This window comes from Pseudomonas sp. SG20056, from assembly GCF_031764535.1.
Lineage (GTDB): Bacteria > Pseudomonadota > Gammaproteobacteria > Pseudomonadales > Pseudomonadaceae > Aquipseudomonas.
Window position 1 is genome coordinate 1,399,159 of sequence record NZ_CP134499.1, and the last position, 17,142, is coordinate 1,416,300.

The following is a 17,142-nucleotide window of genomic DNA, read 5'->3' on the forward strand; positions in this document are numbered from 1 at the left end:
CCCTCGGCGGCAAGAGCGGGATGACAAGGGCAGCGCCCTTGGTGTGTTTTGCCCAGCCCGCACCGCTGCATTTCGCTGACTGCATCCACATGCTGTTTCTGGTGTTGCTCAGCGCTTTTCTGTGGTTTGCCAACCTGCCGCCCGATGGCCGCCCGCAGCTGTTCCCATTCACCCTGGAACAAGCCTGCCAAGAGCAACCGCCCAACCTCGTAACAAACCCCACAACCCTGATTGAGCAAGAGCTGTGCGCCACGGCTGTCGCTCGTTCGTACGCCGAGGCACGAGGCGCGCGAGCGCGCGACAGCGGTGAGGCGCGTACTCGCGAGCGCGGGAGTGGCTCGGTTCAGAACGACGGCGCGAGCGAGGCTCGCGCCGGTGCGCTGACGTCCCTGTAACACGTCAGATAACGACTTTAGAACTTCCGCAATAACTGGCATTAGGTGAAGAAATGACAATGGTAAAAGATCATCAGCGTTTGAATCTTCTGACTGCAGAGGATGACAAACACGGGCGTCTGTTTGTTGACCCTGGCAACGTCACGTTCACCGACCTGTCAGGCGTTCGCCTGCTGCGCTGTGGCGTCGATACCGTGCGCCAGCTCTACAAAGGGCTGATCCGCCCGGAGGTCATGGCGTTGTTTGAAAACCCGGGCACCCTGGTCGACTTTGCGGGCCAGCGCTGGCACTCGGGACGGGTAGGGCGCGACTCCGGGTATCAGTACAAGCTGCAGAATGCAGACCTGGGCATCATTCTGCTGGTGAAGAACTTCAACGCCAAGTTGGAGAACATCGGCCCCCATCTGAAAATCGAAGTGTCACCTCATGCAATCGACAGCCTGTCGCCTGAGCGTCTGCAGGATCGCTTGGACTTCTATGCATCCCAGGTGATGACCCATCTGGAAATCAACCAGTGTGCCGTCCACCTTGCATTAGACCTGCAGGGCTGGACGCCTCCCGCCGATCTGGTGGCCCGCATGCACTGCAAAGCCCGGACTCAACGCGACATATCGGGTATCAGTGAAATCAACTGGGCTACCAAGTCCAGCACCTATGGCCGCGGTGAAACCTCGATGTTTGGTTCAGCCAGTGGCATCCAGCTGTGTATCTACAACAAGACCGAGCAGGCCAAGGCCACGGACAAGCTCGACTACTGGGAAAGCGTCTGGAAGCGCCGTGACAGCTTCGACGACAACGACCCCGAGAACTACGACCCAGCCCAGCCGGTATGGCGCGTAGAGCTGCGTTATCACCATTCGATCATCCAGCAATTCGCCAGCGGTTCCCTGGATGTGAAAACCGGTGAAGCCATCGATACCCGCTCGTTTGCGGCCTTCTCCGGGCATCTGGATGGCCTGTGGCGCTATGGGCTGGGGCAATTCAAGTTGTTAAGCCGACCGGGCTACTTCGCCCCCATTTGGACACTTATTCGCGAGGACGTACGTGTGGACCTACCAGTCGATTCCCTGCTTGAGGGCACTGAATACAAGCGCTACTACAAGACCTCCCGTGGCTTCTCGGGCAAAAACGTCGAACTCTTCCTGGGAAACTTCGTAAGCCTGCTGGCAAGGGAGCGAGTGGGCGCAAAAAAGGCGTTTGATCGGCTGCAAACTTGGGAATGCTGGCCGGTCATTCGTGATCACTACGCCGCCAAGGACATGAGCGAACACGACATATACAAGCACATCAAAAAGCTGCTGGAAGAGCGCAGCGTTCGGTGGGGTCGTGCCATCTGATGGCGATAGACCAACTACCTGACGGGCGCTGGAAAGTCGATGTAGAGCCCATCAAGGGCAAACGCTTCCGTAAGACCTTCAAAACCAAGGCCGAAGCATCACGCTTTGAAGCAACCTGCAGGGCCAAGGTGATTGAAACGCCGGACTGGGCACCCAAGCCAAAGGATCGCCGCAAGCTCTCCGAACTTGCCCAGCGTTACTACGATCTGCACGGCCACACCCTGGCGGACTCGGTGAGGCTTAAACAGGTACTGGTAAAGCTGGTGCGCGAGCTGGGCGACCCTATAGCGGTCAAGTTCACGGCTGATCAGTTCTGCAAGCTCCGTGGCCAGCACCTTGCAGATGGTATCCATGGCAAGACCCTGAACAACCGACTCGGCTACCTCAAATCGTTGTTCAATGAGCTGCACCGCCTGGGCGATATCGACTATCCGAACCCCTTGGCCAAGGTTCGGCCGCTACGCCTGCAGGAACGCCCGCTATCGTTCCTTTCTCATGCCCAGGTAACTGAGCTGCTGCAGACATTCGACACTTACCCGAACTGCAAACACTTGGCGCTGATCGCTCGCGTCTGTCTCGCTACCGGTGCGCGCTGGGGTGAGGCTCAAGGGCTAGCACCTGAACGGGTGAAAAATGGGGCTGTGACCTTCGCTAATACCAAGTCGCGGCGAACTCGTACTATCCCGATTCATCCAGACCTTGAAAGGGCGTTGCTGGATTACTTCAAGGCCCATGGCCCTTTTCCGAACTGTATCCGGCATTTCAGCCGCGTCCTGGAGTCGACCTCGATCAAGTTACCTGCAGGTCAGGCAACCCATGTGCTTCGACACACCTTCGCCAGTCACTTCGTCATTACGGGCGGCAACATCCTCACCCTGCAGAAGGTGCTTGGCCACTCCTCGGTCACCATGACCATGCGCTATGCACATCTGGCCCCGGATCACCTGCAGGACGCTTTGCGCCGTAATCCCATCGTCGACACTTTTTCGACACCGACTTAGGCCAGAAAGCAAAAAGCCCCGAAATCTTGTTAGAAATCAGGGTTTTAAAAACTGCGATTTGGAGCGGGTGATGGGAATCGAACCCACGGCTCTAGCTTGGGAAGCTAGGGTATTACCATTATACGACACCCGCAGCGGGTGCCTTTATACCGGAAGTCTTGGCCGAAATGAAGCCTGCAGCGCGGCTATCTGCGGATAGGCGCTGCAGGCTTGCAGCCTGGTGGCGCGTCATACGGCGATCGCGTGATGCTGGCCGTGCTGCGGGCGGTAGCTGGAGCTGGTGCGTATCGGGGCCTGCAGGAAATTGAGCATCACCGTCTGGCTCTGCAGCCAGGCCTTCTTGTGCTCCATATCGAGAAAGTGCCCGGCGTTGTCGATGGTGGCGAACTGGCAGTCACTCAGGTACTCGGCAAACAGGCGCACGTCATCCGGCGAGGTGTATTCGTCGTGCTCGCCGTTGATAAACAGCAGCGGAATGTCGATAGCTGTCAGGCATTCCATCTGGCAGTGGTTGTCCATGTGTACCACCTGGTTGATGTGCGCGTGCATCTGCAGGTACTCGTGGCTGTCTAGGCTGCTGATATGGCGCTGGTTGTAGCGTTTGAACAGCGAGGGCAGGTACTTGCCGATGGTGCTGTTGACCAGTTGGCCGACATTCTCGCCATCGATGGCTTGCAGGTAGGTCATGCCTTTTTCCAGGTAGTCGAGCATCGGCGCGTTAAGCAGCGGCGAGAAGGAGGTGATCACCGCCTTTTCGATACGCGCCGGGCGCTGCGCCAGAGCGAGCATGGCGGCGACGCCACCCCAAGAGAATGACAGCAGGTAGTCGACCTGAAACACCTCGATCAGCTCCAGCAGGATGGCCGCCTCATCTTCCTTACTGATCGGCCGGCTGTGGCTGTTGTGCGGCTTGGACTGGCCGGCGTAGGGCTGATCGTAAAGCACCACATTGAACTGTGGTTGCAGGTATTTGATGGTTTGCGCAAAGGCGGCGGTGGTGGCCAGCGAGCCGTTGATCAGGATGATGGTCTTGCGCGCACTGGGGTTGGCGTAGAACTCCGTGTGTACCTTGAACGTCCTGTGTATATCGACGACAGCGGTGGCTGGCTTCATGTCGTTTCCTCCTGGCGCAAAAATGGGCTTGGCAGAACGGCGGGACCGTTGAGCCGGGCTAAGTAGGACAGTCAGGAAAGCGCCTGGACGTGACAGCAAGATGTCAGGCTAGAGGATTTTATAAGTTATTTATTTTCAATCAGTTAGGGCTGAAATAGAGCATCCGCCCACGACCTTTTGGCAGGTGTGGAACGGCGTCTTTAACCAGGCAGGAACCCATTTCGCGCAGTGCGCAAGTAACCGATGGAGCGCTTAGATGGCTTGCGTGACTGATAAGTCACGTTAAGACCTTGTGGTTCGATTTAAGCAGCCGCGTGAAGGGCTGACAAGCCTTAATTTGCCTTTTCTGCACAAAAACTGTGCGGCAGCTTTGAATCTAGCAGCAGGTGATTTCTGCGGAGCTTAGTGGGCGGTACTGGCCAGGGCGTAACTGCGGGTCGAGTTGGATGGCGCCCATGCTTAGGCGGTGCAGGCCGATGACCTTGTTCTGAAAGTGGCCAAACATGCGCTTGACCTGATGGTAGCGGCCTTCGTGCAGGGTCAGCAGGGCACTGTGGCTATCTAGGATCACCAGCTCGGCGGGCAGGGTGGTGAGGTCTTCATACGCAAAGTACAGGCCACGGGCGAATACCTCGATGTACTCAGGAGTGATCGGCTGTTCGGTCTCAACCCGGTAGACCTTGCCCAGGCGGCTGCGCGGCTCGGTGAGGCGGCGTGACCATTGGCCGTCGTTGGTGATCAGCAGTAGGCCGCTGGTATTCAGGTCCAGGCGGCCGGCCAGGTGTAGGTCGGCTTTGTCCGGCTCATCGAGTAAATCAAGCACAGTGCGGTGTTGCTCATGCGCGGTGGCGCTGACCACGCCGATGGGTTTGTGCAGCATGAAATAGCGTGCAGCTTTGCCGGTCTGTAGCAGCTCGCTATCGACCTCGATACGGCTGAACTGGCTGACTTCGCACAGGCCATCGCAAACCACCGCACCGTCCACTCGCACGCGGCCGCTGGCCAACAGTTGGCGGGCGGCTTGGCGATTGAGTTGGGGCAGGTTGCTGAGAAAGCGGTCGAGGCGCATGGCTAGTCGTTTGCTGGCTGCGTCTCAGCTGGCAGGCCCTGTGCGCAGCGTGGGCACAGGCAGCTGCGGTTGCGCTGCTCGGGCGGCAGCTTGACCAACTGCTCGGCATCAAAGGTGGCGCTGAAACACCAGCATTCGCTTACCGCTGCGTCGGCGTCAGCCTGGGCGCACTGGTTAAGCTGCCCGCAGCAGGGGCAGCGGGTGGTATCAGTGCTCACGCGGTCTCTTCACACAGGCGGTTGCGACCGCCCTGCTTGGCCCGATAGAGGGCGCGGTCGGCGCGGGTGATCAGCTGCTCCAGGGATTCATCGGCATGCAGTTGCGCCAGGCCGATGCTGGTGGTGATACGCAGCTGTACGCCGTTGAAGCTGATGCTGCTTTGCTCGGCTTGCTGGCGGATTTTTTCGCCCAGCTCGCGGGCCTGCTCGGGGGTGGTGTCCTTGAGCAGCAGGATAAATTCCTCGCCACCCCAGCGGCAGATGATGTCGGATTGGCGCACGGTGCTGCGCAAGTCGCTGGCAAAGCGGCGCAGCACTTCATCCCCGGCCATATGGCCCTGGCTGTCGTTGAGCTGCTTGAAGTTGTCCAGATCGAGCATCAAGGCGCACAACGCGCTTGGGCTGCGCCGGGCTTCCTGCACGGCCTGATTGGCCAGCAGGTCAAAGCCACGGCGGTTGGGCAGCTCGGTCAGCAGGTCGGTGGTGGCCAGGGCGCTGATGCGTCGTTGGTAGCGGCGCAACACCAGGCTGACCAGACTGATGACGATAACGGTGACCACCAGGCAGATCAGCAGGTTGAGGTACAGCGATTTACGGATGCCGGCGACCGCGCCGTCCTCATGCTTGTCGACAAACAGGTACCAGTTCAGTTCGGGGATAAAACGCACATTGAGGAAGTGATCGCGGCCGTGCTCCTGATACTCGAAGTCGCCGCTTTGCGGATGCGGCAGCTTGGCCTGCAGCTCTTCCAGGCCGGGGATTTCACTGAGCGACTGACCAACCCGCGCGCCCATCGGCCCACCGTTGGCGCCGGTGAGTACCAGTCGGCCATTGGTGTCGACGAAGAACACGCTGCGCTCATAACGTTGCTGATAGGTATCGATCAGTTTGACCACCGCATCCACGGTCAGGCCCACGCCGGTGGCGCCGATAAAGCGCTGCTGGTAGTCGAACACCTTGTAGTTGATAAACACGGTCATGCGGTCGTCGTTGGCCATGTCGACGTCGACATTGATCTCGTACGGGGTCTGCATGTCGCGCACGCGGAAATACCAGTCATCGCGGGGCTCGTCTTCCTTGACCTGCTTGAGCACGCCCTTGGCCTGGTAGTAGGTGTGGGTTTTCTCCGAGACGAAGAAGCTGGTGACCGTGGCGTAATGATCCTGCACTTCGCGCAGGTAGCGGGTGATCTGCTCCGCGTCCTTCTCTCCGCCCAGTACCCAGTCACGCACATAGGTGTCGCGGGACATCATCGAGGAAATCAGGATGGGCCGAACCAGGTCCTTCTGGATCTCCGAGTAGACGTTATCCGAGGTCAGCGGCAGTTCGGTGTTGATGATCCCAGCGCGGATCGAGTCGAGGGCGGTGTAATAACTGGCCAGGGAAGTGGCGAGGAAGCCACAACCGAGCAGAACCAGCAGCAACACAATCAAGGACCATTGGCGGGTCAGCGGGGATGGATGAGGCATGCAAGGCTCTGCTGGTTAAATAATCGCCGCATTGTAGCGTTCGGCAACCGCCGGCGCTGCTGAAACATCGGAGTTTGGCCGATTTACCGGCAGCCATGGCGCTTGCTGCGCCAGGCCTTGAGGACTATGGTGCGGCAACACGAAGAGTCTCCTTGGTGACCCGTACCGCCGCCCGGCGTACGCCTTGCTGATCTGCCCCTGACCGCAGTCCTTTCAGCACACCGAGCCCCCATGCCCAGCGCACCTGCCAGCTATCGCATCAAATACTCCACCTTGAGCATTGGCCTTGAGGATTTTCACCTGTGCTCGCTGCGCGACAAACAGCAGTTCGCCGATCCCAATGGTCTGGCGGAAAAAGCCGGAATCTCCTCAGCCACCTGGCCGTTGTTCGGCCAGCTATGGCCGGCCGGTAAAGTGCTGGCGCAAACCCTGAGCGGTATGGCGGTTGAAGGGCTGCGGATTCTTGAGCTGGGCTGCGGCCTGGGGCTGACTAGCCTGGTGTTGCAGCGCCTGGGTGCGGATATCACCGCCAGCGACTATCACCCGCTGGCGGGCGAGTTTCTGCTGCGCAATGCCGCGCTTAATCAGCTGCAACCGTTGCCTTATCAGAGCTGCGACTGGGCTGAGGACTATCAGCAGCTGGGCCTGTTTGACCTGGTGATTGGCAGCGATCTGCTTTACGAGCGCGACCATCCCAGCCTGCTGGCCGGGTTTATCGACCGCCATTGCAACCGCCACGCGGCGGTGCTGATTGTCGACCCGGGCCGCGGCAACAGCGCGCGGTTTTCCCGGCATATGCTGGAGCACGGCTACCTGCAGCTGGCCGATAGCCTAAACCTGCTGGATAACCCGGATGCGCCGTTTAAAGGGCGCATCCTCAGTTACCGGCGTTAGCCCCCTCAGGCTTCTTCTAATACCACTACGCGCTGGCCCGCACGCACGGGTGAGCCGGGTTGCACGCGCACCTCGCGTACTACGCCATCGCGCGGGGCGAGCAGGGGGATTTCCATCTTCATCGATTCGAGGATCACCAGCACGTCGCCGGCCTTCACCGCGCTGCCTTCCTCGACCTGCACCTGCCAGAGGTTGCCAGCGATATGGCTGTCGATACTGTGCAGGCCGGCGCCGAGCGGGGCGTCTGCGCCAAGGTCGGCGGCGACTTCCTCGCTCTCGAAGTGCGCTTGACCGGATTCGATCCAGCGCTGACGTTCGGCGTCGAAGGCGGCGCGTTGCTGGGTGCGGAAGGCGTCGATGCCCTCAGCCTCGCGGTCGAGAAAGGTCTGGTAATCGGCCAGGGCCAATTCGCTGTGCTCAATACGCAAGTCATAGCGGCCCAGGGGGAAGTCACGGCGGATACGCAGCAGCTCGTCGGCGGAGACCGGGTAGAAACGGATCTGGTCGAAGAAGCGCAGCAGCCAGGGCTTGCCGTCGAACGCGGCGACCTCACGGTAGCGATTCCACATCTGCAGGGTGCGGCCGACGAACTGGTAACCGCCGGGGCCTTCCATGCCGTACACGCACATGTAGGCACCGCCGATGCCCACCGAATTCTCCGCCGTCCAGGTGCGCGCCGGGTTGTACTTGGTGGTCACCAGGCGATGGCGCGGGTCCAGCGGCGTGGCCACCGGCGCGCCGAGGTAGACGTCGCCCAGACCCATCACCAGGTAGCTGGCGTCGAACACGGTCTTGTAGACCTCGTCGAGGTTGGGCAGGTCGTTGATGCGGCGGATAAATTCCAGGTTGCTTGGGCACCAGGGCGCGTCCTTGCGCACTGTGGTCATGTACTTGTCGATGGCCAGTTGGCAGGCCGGGTCGTCCCAGGACAGCGGCAGGTGGACGATGCGCGACGGCACGCGCAGGTCCTGCGCGGCGCACACGGCGTCCCATTCGCCGACGACGATGCCGAGCAGATCGCTCAGGGCCAGGGTTTCCGGCTGGTAATGCACCTGTAGCGAGCGAATGCCCGGCGTCAGGTCGATCACCCCGACTAACTGCTTGGCTTCCAGCGCCTGCATCAGCGCATGGCCACGGAAGCGCAGCACCAGATCCAGCTCCGCCGCGCCGATTTCCAGCAGCAGATGGGTGTCGCCAGACAGGCGCGCCACCAGACGTTTATCGGCTTCGCCGATATCCAGGACGATGGGGGAGGTGAGGGCTGTCATGGCTGTTGTGGGAGGGGCTTTAGCCGCGACAGAAGTGGCATCATTTTCGCGGCTAAAGCCCCTCCCACGAAGCTCTACACATTCAAGGCTGTTGGCTTTTGCCAGCTCCCGCGCAGTGGCGATATCCACCGGCGCAAAGCGCACCTTGTCGCCTGCTTTCAACTGCCCCAGCTGCCAGAGGTCCGCCTTAATAATCGTCACCGGGCAAACAAAGCCGCCCAGGCTCGGGCCGTCCGGGCCGAGGATTACTGGCATATCGCCGGTAAAATCCACCGCGCCGATGGCGTAGGGGTTGTCGTGGATATTCGAGGGGTGCAGGCCGGCTTCGCCGCCGCTGTCGCGCACCCACTCAGGCTTAGGCCCGATCAGGCGTACGCCGGTGCGGCTGGAGTTGAAGTGCACTTCCCAGTCGGTGGCGAAAAAGGTTTCGATATAGGCCGGGGTGAAGTATTCCGGCGCGCCGTGCGGGCCGTAGATCACGCGGATCTCGCGTACGGCTGGCAGGGCGCTGCAAAGCTCGGCGGGCAGTTGCGCACCGGCTTGGCGGTCGGTCAGCGCGGGGATATGCAGCACGTCACCGGCGCGCAGGGCGCGGCCGCCGTGGCCGCCGAACTGGCCGAGGGTAAAGGTGCTTTTACTGCCGAGATAATCCGGCACCTGCACACCGCCGCGCAGACTTAGATAGCTGCGTGCGCCTGCGCCCTGGATGGTGCCCAGGCTCAAGGTGCTGCCGGCTTTGATCAGCAGTGCGGTATTCAGTGGCTGCTCAATGCCATCGACGCTCAGTGGGATTGGCGCACCAGTCACAGCCACCACCGCATCGGTGTTAAAGCGCAGGGTCGGGCCGCTCATGGTGATTTCCAGGCCGGCGGCATCTGCCGCGTTGCCCAACAGACGATTGCCCAGGCGCAGGGCGCGGCTGTCCATCGGCCCCGATGGCGGTACGCCGACGGCCCAGTAGCCGAGGCGGCCTGGGAAGTCCTGCACGGTGGTCTGGGTGCCGGCGCTCAGCACTTCAAAGGTCGTGGCTTGGTAATTCAAATTTTCCAGGCAGCGGGTCCAGGGGTTGCCGCTGGCGAACGGTGCGTCAGTGAGGATCTGCCGCAGGTACTGGCTATTGGTCTCCACGCCATACAGCAGGGTGTCGGCCAGAGCCTGACCGAGGGCGGCGCTGGCCGCATCGCGACTATCGGCCCAGGTGATGACCTTGGCGATCATCGGGTCGAAGTAGGGCGGGATCTCGCAGCCGGCTTCGACCCAGGTATCAATACGCAGTGCTTTGCCATCGGCCTTGGGGAAGTCCACGGCGGTAAGCAAGCCGGGGCTTGGCTGGAAGTCGCGGCCCGGATCTTCGGCGTACAGGCGCGCCTGAATGGCATGGCCGCTGGGTTTCAGTCCCTTGGCCAGTTCGCATAACGGCGCCAGATCACCAGCCGCCAGTTCGATCATCCAACGCACCAGGTCGACGCCCCACACCTGTTCGGTGACGCCGTGTTCGACCTGCAGGCGGGTATTAACTTCGAGGAAATAGAAGCGCGCTGCTTCGCTGTCGTAGACAAATTCTACGGTGCCGGCGCTGCGGTAGCTGACCGCCTTTGCCAGCTTGATCGCCGCCGCGCACAGCTCATCAGCCATGCCGGCCGGTAGATTCGGCGCAGGGGTTTCTTCCAGCACCTTCTGGTTGCGCCGCTGCACCGAGCAATCGCGTACGCCGAGGGCCAGCACTTCGCCGGCGCCATCGCCGAACACCTGCACCTCAAGATGGCGGGCGCGCTGGATGTATTTTTCGATAAACACGCCGCTGTCGCTGAAGTTGTTTTGCCCCAGGCGTTTGACTGCCTCGAAGGCGTCACTCAGCTCGGCGGCGCTGTTGCACACGCGCATACCGATGCCGCCACCGCCGGCAGTGCTTTTCAGCATCACCGGGTAGCCGACCTGTTCGCCTGCGACCATCGCGGCGTCGAGGTTTTCCAGCAACTCGGTGCCTTCCAGCATCGGTACGCCATGCTGTTTGGCCAGGGCGCGGGCGGTGTGTTTAAGGCCGAATACCCGCAGCTGCTCCGGCGTTGGTCCGACAAAGGCAATACCGGCGGCTTCGCAGGCCTCGGCAAAGGCGGCGTTTTCCGAGAGAAAGCCGTAACCGGGGTGGATCGCGGTGGCGCCGCTCTGTTTGGCCACGGCGAGAATCTTCTCGACCATCAGGTAGGTGTTGGCTGCCGGGCCTTCGCCCAGGCTGTGCGCTTCGTCCGCCTGTTGGATATGCAGGCTGGCAGCGTCGGCTTCGGAGTAGACGGCCACGCCCTGTACATCAAGGGCGCGTAGCGTACGCAGGATGCGGCAGGCGATGGCGCCACGATTGGCGATCAGCAGTTTGTTGAACATTCGAGGTGTCCTCGAAGGGGCGGGCCGTCCCGCGGTATTCGGTCTGCACCACGGTCGTCCGTGGTTGAAAGGCGTTTACTCGCTCTTCGCTCAGGGGCGAAGGGCGGCCATCAATCCCACACCAGCACTTCAGCCGGAGTCGGGTTGTAGCCGTTGCACGGGTTGTTCAGTTGCGGGCAGTTGGAGATCAGCACGATCACATCCATGTGTGCGATCAGCTCGACGTATTTGCCGGCGGCGGAGATGCCGTCTTCAAAGGTAAGGCCGCCTTCGGGCGTTACCGGCACGTTCATAAAGAAGTTGATATTGGCGCTGATGTCGGCCTTGTTCAGGCGGCCGTCGTGCAGGCTGGCGCGCAGGAAGTTGTCGCGGCAGCTGTGCATATAACGCTTGTCCAGGGCGTAGCGCACGGTGTTGCTTTCCTGGGCGCAGGCGCCGCCGAGGGTGTCGTGGCGCCCGCAGGTGTCGGCGCTGATGGTCAGCATCGGCTGGCCCAGGTTGGAATACAGCACGCTGCCGGTGGTCAGGTACACGCGGTTCTGTTTGCGCAGGGTGCGTTGCACGTCATAGCGCTCGCGCGGGTTGTGCGCCGAATAGAACAGGGTGTCGACCGCCTGGTTGCCTTCCAGATCAAGCAGGCGCAGGGTCTGCCCGGCCTTCACTTGACAGAGAAAGGGTTCGCCCGCGCCGATGGTGGCGCGGTACACCGCAGCTTCCGGGTGCTTGTCGCTTGAGATAAGAGTCATGTGCGCCGGCCTCAGATATACAGACGTTCGGTGTTGTGGAAGCCCCGCGCATTTTCCGGGCGCGAGGTGCGGCACAGCACGCTGATGCCGTCGCTCTCGACCTTGTGCCAGCTCAGTTGCAGCGGCTTGGGCGCATACACGGGATTCGGGTCCATGGGGTGTTGCAGGGCGGTGAGCACCACCAGCGTGTCCATCGGCGCGTACAGCTCGATGTAGTCGCCGGCCTTGGAGTTGTTCGCGGCGAAGTGGAAGCAGCCGTCGCTGTCGACCGTGACCTTGCTGAACAGGTTGAGGCACATCAGCAGGTCTTGCAGATTGAGGTTCCACTTGCCCATTTCCACCAGCAGGTTGTCCACGCCGTTGCGAAAGAAGCCGTTGCGCAGTTGCTGATAGTTGCCGTTGCCGTATTTCTCTTTCACTTCATCGGCGTTGAGTACGCCGCCGAAGCTGTCATGCCAGCCGCAGGTATCGGCGGTAATGGCGGCGAGCACGCGGCCCATATCCGAATACAGGCAGTGGCCGGCGGTGAGCTTGGCGGTGTGCTGGCATTTGAGGCTGTCCGGCAGGTTTAGCCGTTCGCTTTTCTCCGCAGCATTGAGCAGCAGCAGGCTGGCGTTGGCAGCGCCTTCGAGGTCGGTGATGCGCAGCAGCTGGCCGCGCTTGAGGACAAAGGAGGTGTGCCCGCCGCCGGGAACGAGTTCCTCGTAGAGGGTGGGGCGCAGGCTTAATGAGGCAGTCATCGGGTGCTCCTACAGGGCCGGTTGCAGGTTGCCGGCGATATGCGCTGGCAACGCTTCGACGGCAGCGCGGGTGGCGCGGCGGTCGCTGTTGAGGGGGATGTCGTAGGTGATGCGCGCGCCAAAGGCGTTCGGCGCATGCGGGTCGACACGCACCTTGTCGAACACCAGCAGGCGGGTGCCGAGGCTAAAGCCTTCGCTAAGGTCATGGGTGACCATAAATACGGTCAGCTTGGTTTCGTGCCACAACTCCAGCAGCAGGCTGTGCATGTCCTTGCGGATGCCCGGGTCGAGGGCGCCGAACGGCTCATCGAGCAGCAAGACGCGTGGTTGCATGATCAGCGCCTGGGCAATCGCCAGGCGTTGCTGCATGCCGCCGGAGAGCTGGCTGGGGTACTTGTCGAGGGCGTGGCCGAGGCCGACTTTCTGCAGAATCACTGCCGCCTGTTCGCGGGCTTCACGCTTGGCGCTGCCGAACAGGCGGCCGAGCAGCGGTGAGCGCGGCAGTTCCAGGCCGATGGCGACGTTATCCAGCACGCTCAGGTGCGGGAATACGGAGTAGCGCTGGAACACCACGCCCCGGCTGGCGTCGGGCTCAGCGGCCAAGGGCTGGCCGCCGAGTAAAATCTCGCCCCGGCTGGCACGCTCCTGACCGAGCAGCAGGCGCAGGAAGGTCGACTTGCCGCAGCCGGAAGCGCCGACCAGGGTGCAAAACTCGCCTTCGTTGATGCTCAGGTTGAGTCTTTCCAGTACGACCTGATCGCCGTACTCCTGCCAGACGTTTTTCACTTCGATAAAGGCGCTCATGCCTTGGCTCCCTCGTACCAGGGGAAGCACAGGCGGGTGGTCTGGCGCAGGCCCAAGTCCATCAGCCAGGCGAGCAGGGTGATCCACACCACGTACGGCAGAATCACATCCATTGCCATATAGCGGCGCACCAGGAAGATCCGGTATCCCAGGCCATCGGTGCTGGCGATGGCCTCGGCGGCAATCAGAAACAGCCAGGCTGAGCCAAGTACCAGACGCAGGGCGATCAGCAGGCGCGGCAGCAGTTGCGGCAACACCACGCGCAGGATCAGGGTCCAGGTGCTGGCACCGAGGGTTTGTGCCTTGATCAGGATTTCTTGAGGAATTTCGCGGGCGCGCTGTTCCAAATCACGGGCCAGGATCGGGGTGATGCCGATGACGATCAACATCACCTTGGACAACTCGCCGAGGCCGAAGACGATAAACAGGATGGGCAGGATCGCCAGTGGCGGCACCATCGACAGCACCGTCAGCAGCGGCGACAACGGCGCGCCGAACAGCGGAATGATGCCCGCCGCGATACCCAGGCACAGCCCAGCGAGGGCGGCAATGCCGATGCCCATGGCCAGGCGTGTCAGGCTGGCGGCGCTGTCCTGCCAGAACAGGTAGTTGCCGCTGCGCTTGTCCTCGGTAAAGGCCAGGCGATCAACCGCTGCGGCCATCTGACTGGCGCTGGGCAGCAGTTTGTCGTTGGGGTTGTCAGCCAGGCGCTGCGCCGAGCCTGCAAAATAGGCAAACAGCAGCAGGGCGAAGGGCAGCAGGATCAGCAGCAGGCGACCGCTGCGATCCGGGTGGCGGTTGATCAGGCGCATAGAGTGTTCTCGTGTGGCTTGGGCCCACTCCCCCGAACCCTCTCGCGCAAGCGGGAGAGGGTAGGGAAGGCGTTACAGCGTGCCGTCAGCCGCCATCTGCATATAGCTCGGATCAAAGCGCAGTTTGAGGTTGCCCTTGTCACCGGTGACGACGCCTTTGGCGAAGCTCATACCGATGGCATCGGCACTTTGTGCCCCTTCGCCGAGCAGGCCGTGGCCAAAGGAGAACTCCGCGACCTTGGTCATGGTGGCCGGCAGTTTCGGGCTGGTGGCGAAGGCCACGGCGTCTTTGGCCGAATAGAACATTTTGGTCGCTGCCAGTTGCGCTTCGTAGCCCGCCAGGTCAGTGCCGGAGGCTTTGGCCATATGCTCGCGGGCGGCCTTGCCAGCCGGGGTATCGGCACTCATGGTGGCCATGATTTCGTACCAGGCGCCGGTCAGCGCCTTACCGAAGGCCGGGTTGTCCTTGAGGGTGTCGCTGTTGACCACCATCAGGTCGATGATTTCACCGGGAATCTGGCTGGAATCGAACACCTTGGTCACGCTCGGTGTGGCTTCGATTTCGGCCAGCAGCGGGTTCCAGGTGGTCACGGCGGTGACGTCGCTGGTGGAGAAGGCGGCGACCATGTCGGCGTCGGAGGTGTTGACCACTTTCAGGTCTTTCTCGCTGAGGCCGGCTTTTTCCAGGCCGCGGGCCAGCAGGTAGTGGGACACGGAGAGTTCAACCAGGTTGACGTTCTGGCCCTTGAGGTCGCCCAGGGTCTTCTTCTCACCCTTGAGCACGATTCCATCGTTGCCATTGGAGAAGTCGCCGATGATCAGCGCGGTGCTGTCCACGCCGCCTGCTGCCGGAATGGTCAGGGCATCCATATTGGTCATGGTGCAGCCATCGAACTGGCCGGCGCTGTATTGGTTGATCGACTCGACGTAATCGTTGATCTGCACCACATCAATATTGATGTCGTACTTCTTCGCCCACTTGTCGACGATGCCTTCGGCGGCACCGTATTCCCACGGCATCCAGCCGGCGTAGATGGTCCAGCAGACGCTGAAGTCGGATTTCGGCGCCGCGTGGCTGTTGACGCTGATGGCAGCGGCCAGGCCGGCGGCGAGTACTGAACACAGACGGGACTTACGCATGGTGGAACCTCCAGTTCGAAAATGGGCGGGCAGGAGTGCGCGGCGGTTTCCCCACGAGTGGGGCGCGTTCTCCCGGGCTTTTATCCCGCCGTGTAACCTCGAAGGAGGTCGCCAACTCTCGGACCAGTCACCCGCAGATCTGTTGATCGCGGATCGGAACCCTAGTCAGCTATTGCAAATTGTGGTGCCGCGATCCCGCCGCAGCGGGTTGTTCCTGCACAGCGTGGTTATTGCGAACATCGTGCCAGCTCAACCAGGCCCCATGGGCTCGCGGGTTTTGCCCGCGCCAATCCAGGGCTGTGCGCCCTGGCGGTGCGTGTGAGCATCGGCGTGCTGCATTGCAGGGCGCTGCGTGTTACAGGTTTTTCTCGGCAGCCATCTGCATATAGCTGCCATCAAAACGCAGCAGGATGTTGTCGGCATTGCCCAGGCTGCGTTCGCCGCTGAAGGCGATGCCGAGTTTGTCCAGGCCCTTGCCGTCGTGGCCGAGCAGCTTTTGCTGATCGGCGAACTGGGCGACCCGCTGCATCAGCTCGGGCATCTTGTTGGCGCGGGCAAAAGCCAGCGCATAACGCGGCGAATAGAACGAACGCAGGGTGTCGAGTTGCTGGCTGAAATCCTCCGGCGTGGTGCCGGCGGCGCTGGCCATCTTCCCCCGTGCGGCGCGCCCAGCATCGGTGGGCATGCCCATCAGGCGCTGGGTTTCGAACCAGGCGCCGGTCAGCGCCTTACCCAGCTCCGGGTGGGCAGCGAGAACCTTGCTGTTGACCACCGTGAGGTCGACGATCTCGCCGGGAATCAGGTTGGAGCTGAACACCTGGCTGACCTGGGTCTGCTGCTTGATCTTGGCCAGAATCGGGTTCCAGGTGATCACTGCGTCGCCCTGGCCGCTGAGGAAGGCTTCGGCAATCTGCGTGTCGGACACGTGCTGGATGGTCACATCCTCAGGCTTGAGCAGGGCCCATTCCAGGGCGCGGCTGAGCAGGTAATGCGATACCGAGTTCTCCACCAGCAGCACGGTCTTGCCCTTGAGGTCCTTCAGGGTCAGGCCCGGACCGCGTAGCAGAATGGCATCCGCACCGTTGGAGAAGTCGCCGATGATCAACGCGGTAGAGTCGACGCCTGCGGCAGCTGGGATGGTCAGCGCATCCATATTGGTCATCGAGCAGGCATCGAATTCGCCGGCCGTGTAACGCTCGATCGAGCCGACATAATCCGGTACTTCGCTGACTTCGATACGGATGCCGTACTGATCCGCCCATTTCTTCACGATGCCTTCGCTGGCGGCATAACCCCAGGGCATCCAGCCGGCAAAGATCGACCAGCACAGCTTGAAGGTTTTCGGCTCACTCGCCGCATGGGCCGGTTGCAGTAGCAGTGTGGCGAGCAGACAGGTGGCAGTCAGGCGGGCGAGCAGGGTGCGTAGCGGCATGGGTAACCTCGGGTCAGTCAGCGGGAACAGGAAAGCGAACAGCGGTGCTGTGCGTTCTCCCGGGCTTTTATCCCGCCGTGTAACCCCTGGCCGTGGCCACTGCGTGAGGTCGTCGACTCTCGGACCAGCCATTCGCTGCAGGCTTACTCAGCGAACCGGAACCCTAGTCGACCATTGCAGATTGTCTGGCTGCAAGCTGCTTGCCGCCGTACGCATTTCCTTTATGCGCAGAACGTTAAGCGAGGACTGTGCCAGGTTGGTGTGTATTAGCCGGCGCCAAGGTGAATGGGGTGCTGAAATAATTTGTCATGAAATCTGCTGG

Annotated in this window: 15 protein-coding genes, 1 tRNA gene and 2 riboswitches; of the genes, 4 read left to right on the plus strand and 12 right to left on the minus strand. The window is 61.5% G+C overall.

The features are described 5' to 3' along the window. Positions 1-20 precede the first annotated feature (20 nt). Genes RHP75_RS06775 through RHP75_RS06785 form a run of 3 tightly spaced genes read left to right on the plus strand, consistent with a single transcriptional unit; the run spans position 21 to position 2,733 of the window. Positions 21-395, plus strand: a complete 375-nt coding sequence (locus tag RHP75_RS06775; protein WP_311091054.1) for a hypothetical protein — start codon at positions 21-23, stop codon at positions 393-395. A 53-nt stretch (positions 396-448) separates the two neighbouring features. After that, positions 449-1,732, plus strand: coding sequence for a hypothetical protein (locus RHP75_RS06780; protein WP_311091055.1), 1,284 nt, complete (start codon positions 449-451; stop codon positions 1,730-1,732). Then, positions 1,732-2,733, plus strand: coding sequence for a tyrosine-type recombinase/integrase (locus RHP75_RS06785; RefSeq protein ID WP_311091056.1), 1,002 nt, complete (start codon positions 1,732-1,734; stop codon positions 2,731-2,733). Before RHP75_RS06780 ends, RHP75_RS06785 begins: the two co-directional genes overlap by 1 nt. Positions 2,734-2,792: 59 nt before the next feature. On the opposite strand, the gene RHP75_RS06790 is transcribed toward RHP75_RS06785, so the two are convergent. The 5 genes from RHP75_RS06790 to RHP75_RS06810 all read right to left on the minus strand — a co-directional run bounded on the left by RHP75_RS06790 (position 2,793) and on the right by RHP75_RS06810 (position 6,602). Then, positions 2,793-2,866 (minus strand) — tRNA-Gly (locus RHP75_RS06790). A gap of 95 nt (positions 2,867-2,961) precedes the next feature. Further along, positions 2,962-3,846, minus strand: coding sequence for an alpha/beta hydrolase (locus RHP75_RS06795; protein ID WP_311091057.1), 885 nt, complete (start codon positions 3,844-3,846; stop codon positions 2,962-2,964). Between the two features lie 376 nt (positions 3,847-4,222). Next, entirely contained in the window at positions 4,223-4,915 is a 693-nt protein-coding gene (locus tag RHP75_RS06800) for a 16S rRNA pseudouridine(516) synthase (protein WP_311091059.1), read from the minus strand. Between the two features lie 2 nt (positions 4,916-4,917). After that, a complete protein-coding gene (locus tag RHP75_RS06805) occupies positions 4,918-5,133 on the minus strand; it encodes a cysteine-rich CWC family protein (RefSeq protein ID WP_311091060.1) in 216 nt (71 codons plus the stop codon). After that, positions 5,130-6,602: a sensor domain-containing diguanylate cyclase gene (locus tag RHP75_RS06810; protein WP_311091061.1), complete on the minus strand. Its 1,473-nt coding sequence runs from the start codon at positions 6,600-6,602 to the stop codon at positions 5,130-5,132. The genes RHP75_RS06805 and RHP75_RS06810 overlap by 4 nt, the downstream gene beginning before the upstream one ends. A gap of 231 nt (positions 6,603-6,833) precedes the next feature. Between RHP75_RS06810 and RHP75_RS06815 the strand changes: the two genes are divergently transcribed. Next, positions 6,834-7,496, plus strand: a complete 663-nt coding sequence (locus tag RHP75_RS06815) for a methyltransferase domain-containing protein (RefSeq protein WP_311091062.1) — start codon at positions 6,834-6,836, stop codon at positions 7,494-7,496. A gap of 5 nt (positions 7,497-7,501) precedes the next feature. Here the strand turns inward: RHP75_RS06815 and uca are convergent, their stop codons facing one another. The 7 genes from uca to RHP75_RS06850 form a co-directional block, all read right to left on the minus strand. After that, positions 7,502-11,146, minus strand: a complete 3,645-nt coding sequence (gene uca / locus RHP75_RS06820; RefSeq protein WP_311091063.1) for an urea carboxylase — start codon at positions 11,144-11,146, stop codon at positions 7,502-7,504. A 110-nt stretch (positions 11,147-11,256) separates the two neighbouring features. After that, positions 11,257-11,892 (minus strand): urea amidolyase associated protein UAAP2, encoded by a 636-nt coding sequence (locus RHP75_RS06825; protein WP_311091064.1) that lies wholly within the window; start codon positions 11,890-11,892, stop codon positions 11,257-11,259. 11 nt (positions 11,893-11,903) lie between these two features. Next, positions 11,904-12,632 carry an urea amidolyase associated protein UAAP1 gene (locus RHP75_RS06830; RefSeq protein WP_311091065.1) on the minus strand — a complete coding sequence of 243 codons (729 nt, stop codon included), beginning with the start codon at positions 12,630-12,632 and terminating at the stop codon, positions 11,904-11,906. Between the two features lie 9 nt (positions 12,633-12,641). Then, entirely contained in the window at positions 12,642-13,436 is a 795-nt protein-coding gene (locus tag RHP75_RS06835) for an ABC transporter ATP-binding protein (protein WP_311091066.1), read from the minus strand. Beyond that, on the minus strand, positions 13,433-14,248 hold the full coding sequence (locus RHP75_RS06840; RefSeq protein ID WP_289239602.1) for an ABC transporter permease: 816 nt from the start codon (positions 14,246-14,248) through the stop codon (positions 13,433-13,435). The genes RHP75_RS06835 and RHP75_RS06840 overlap by 4 nt, the downstream gene beginning before the upstream one ends. Positions 14,249-14,320: 72 nt before the next feature. Further along, a complete protein-coding gene (locus RHP75_RS06845) occupies positions 14,321-15,388 on the minus strand; it encodes a putative urea ABC transporter substrate-binding protein (protein WP_311091067.1) in 1,068 nt (355 codons plus the stop codon). A 67-nt stretch (positions 15,389-15,455) separates the two neighbouring features. Further along, a riboswitch (guanidine-I (ykkC/yxkD leader) is annotated at positions 15,456-15,564 on the minus strand. Between the two features lie 179 nt (positions 15,565-15,743). Then, positions 15,744-16,820 (minus strand): putative urea ABC transporter substrate-binding protein, encoded by a 1,077-nt coding sequence (locus RHP75_RS06850; protein WP_311091068.1) that lies wholly within the window; start codon positions 16,818-16,820, stop codon positions 15,744-15,746. 54 nt (positions 16,821-16,874) lie between these two features. Then, positions 16,875-16,998: riboswitch (guanidine-I (ykkC/yxkD leader) on the minus strand. Positions 16,999-17,142 lie beyond the last annotated feature (144 nt).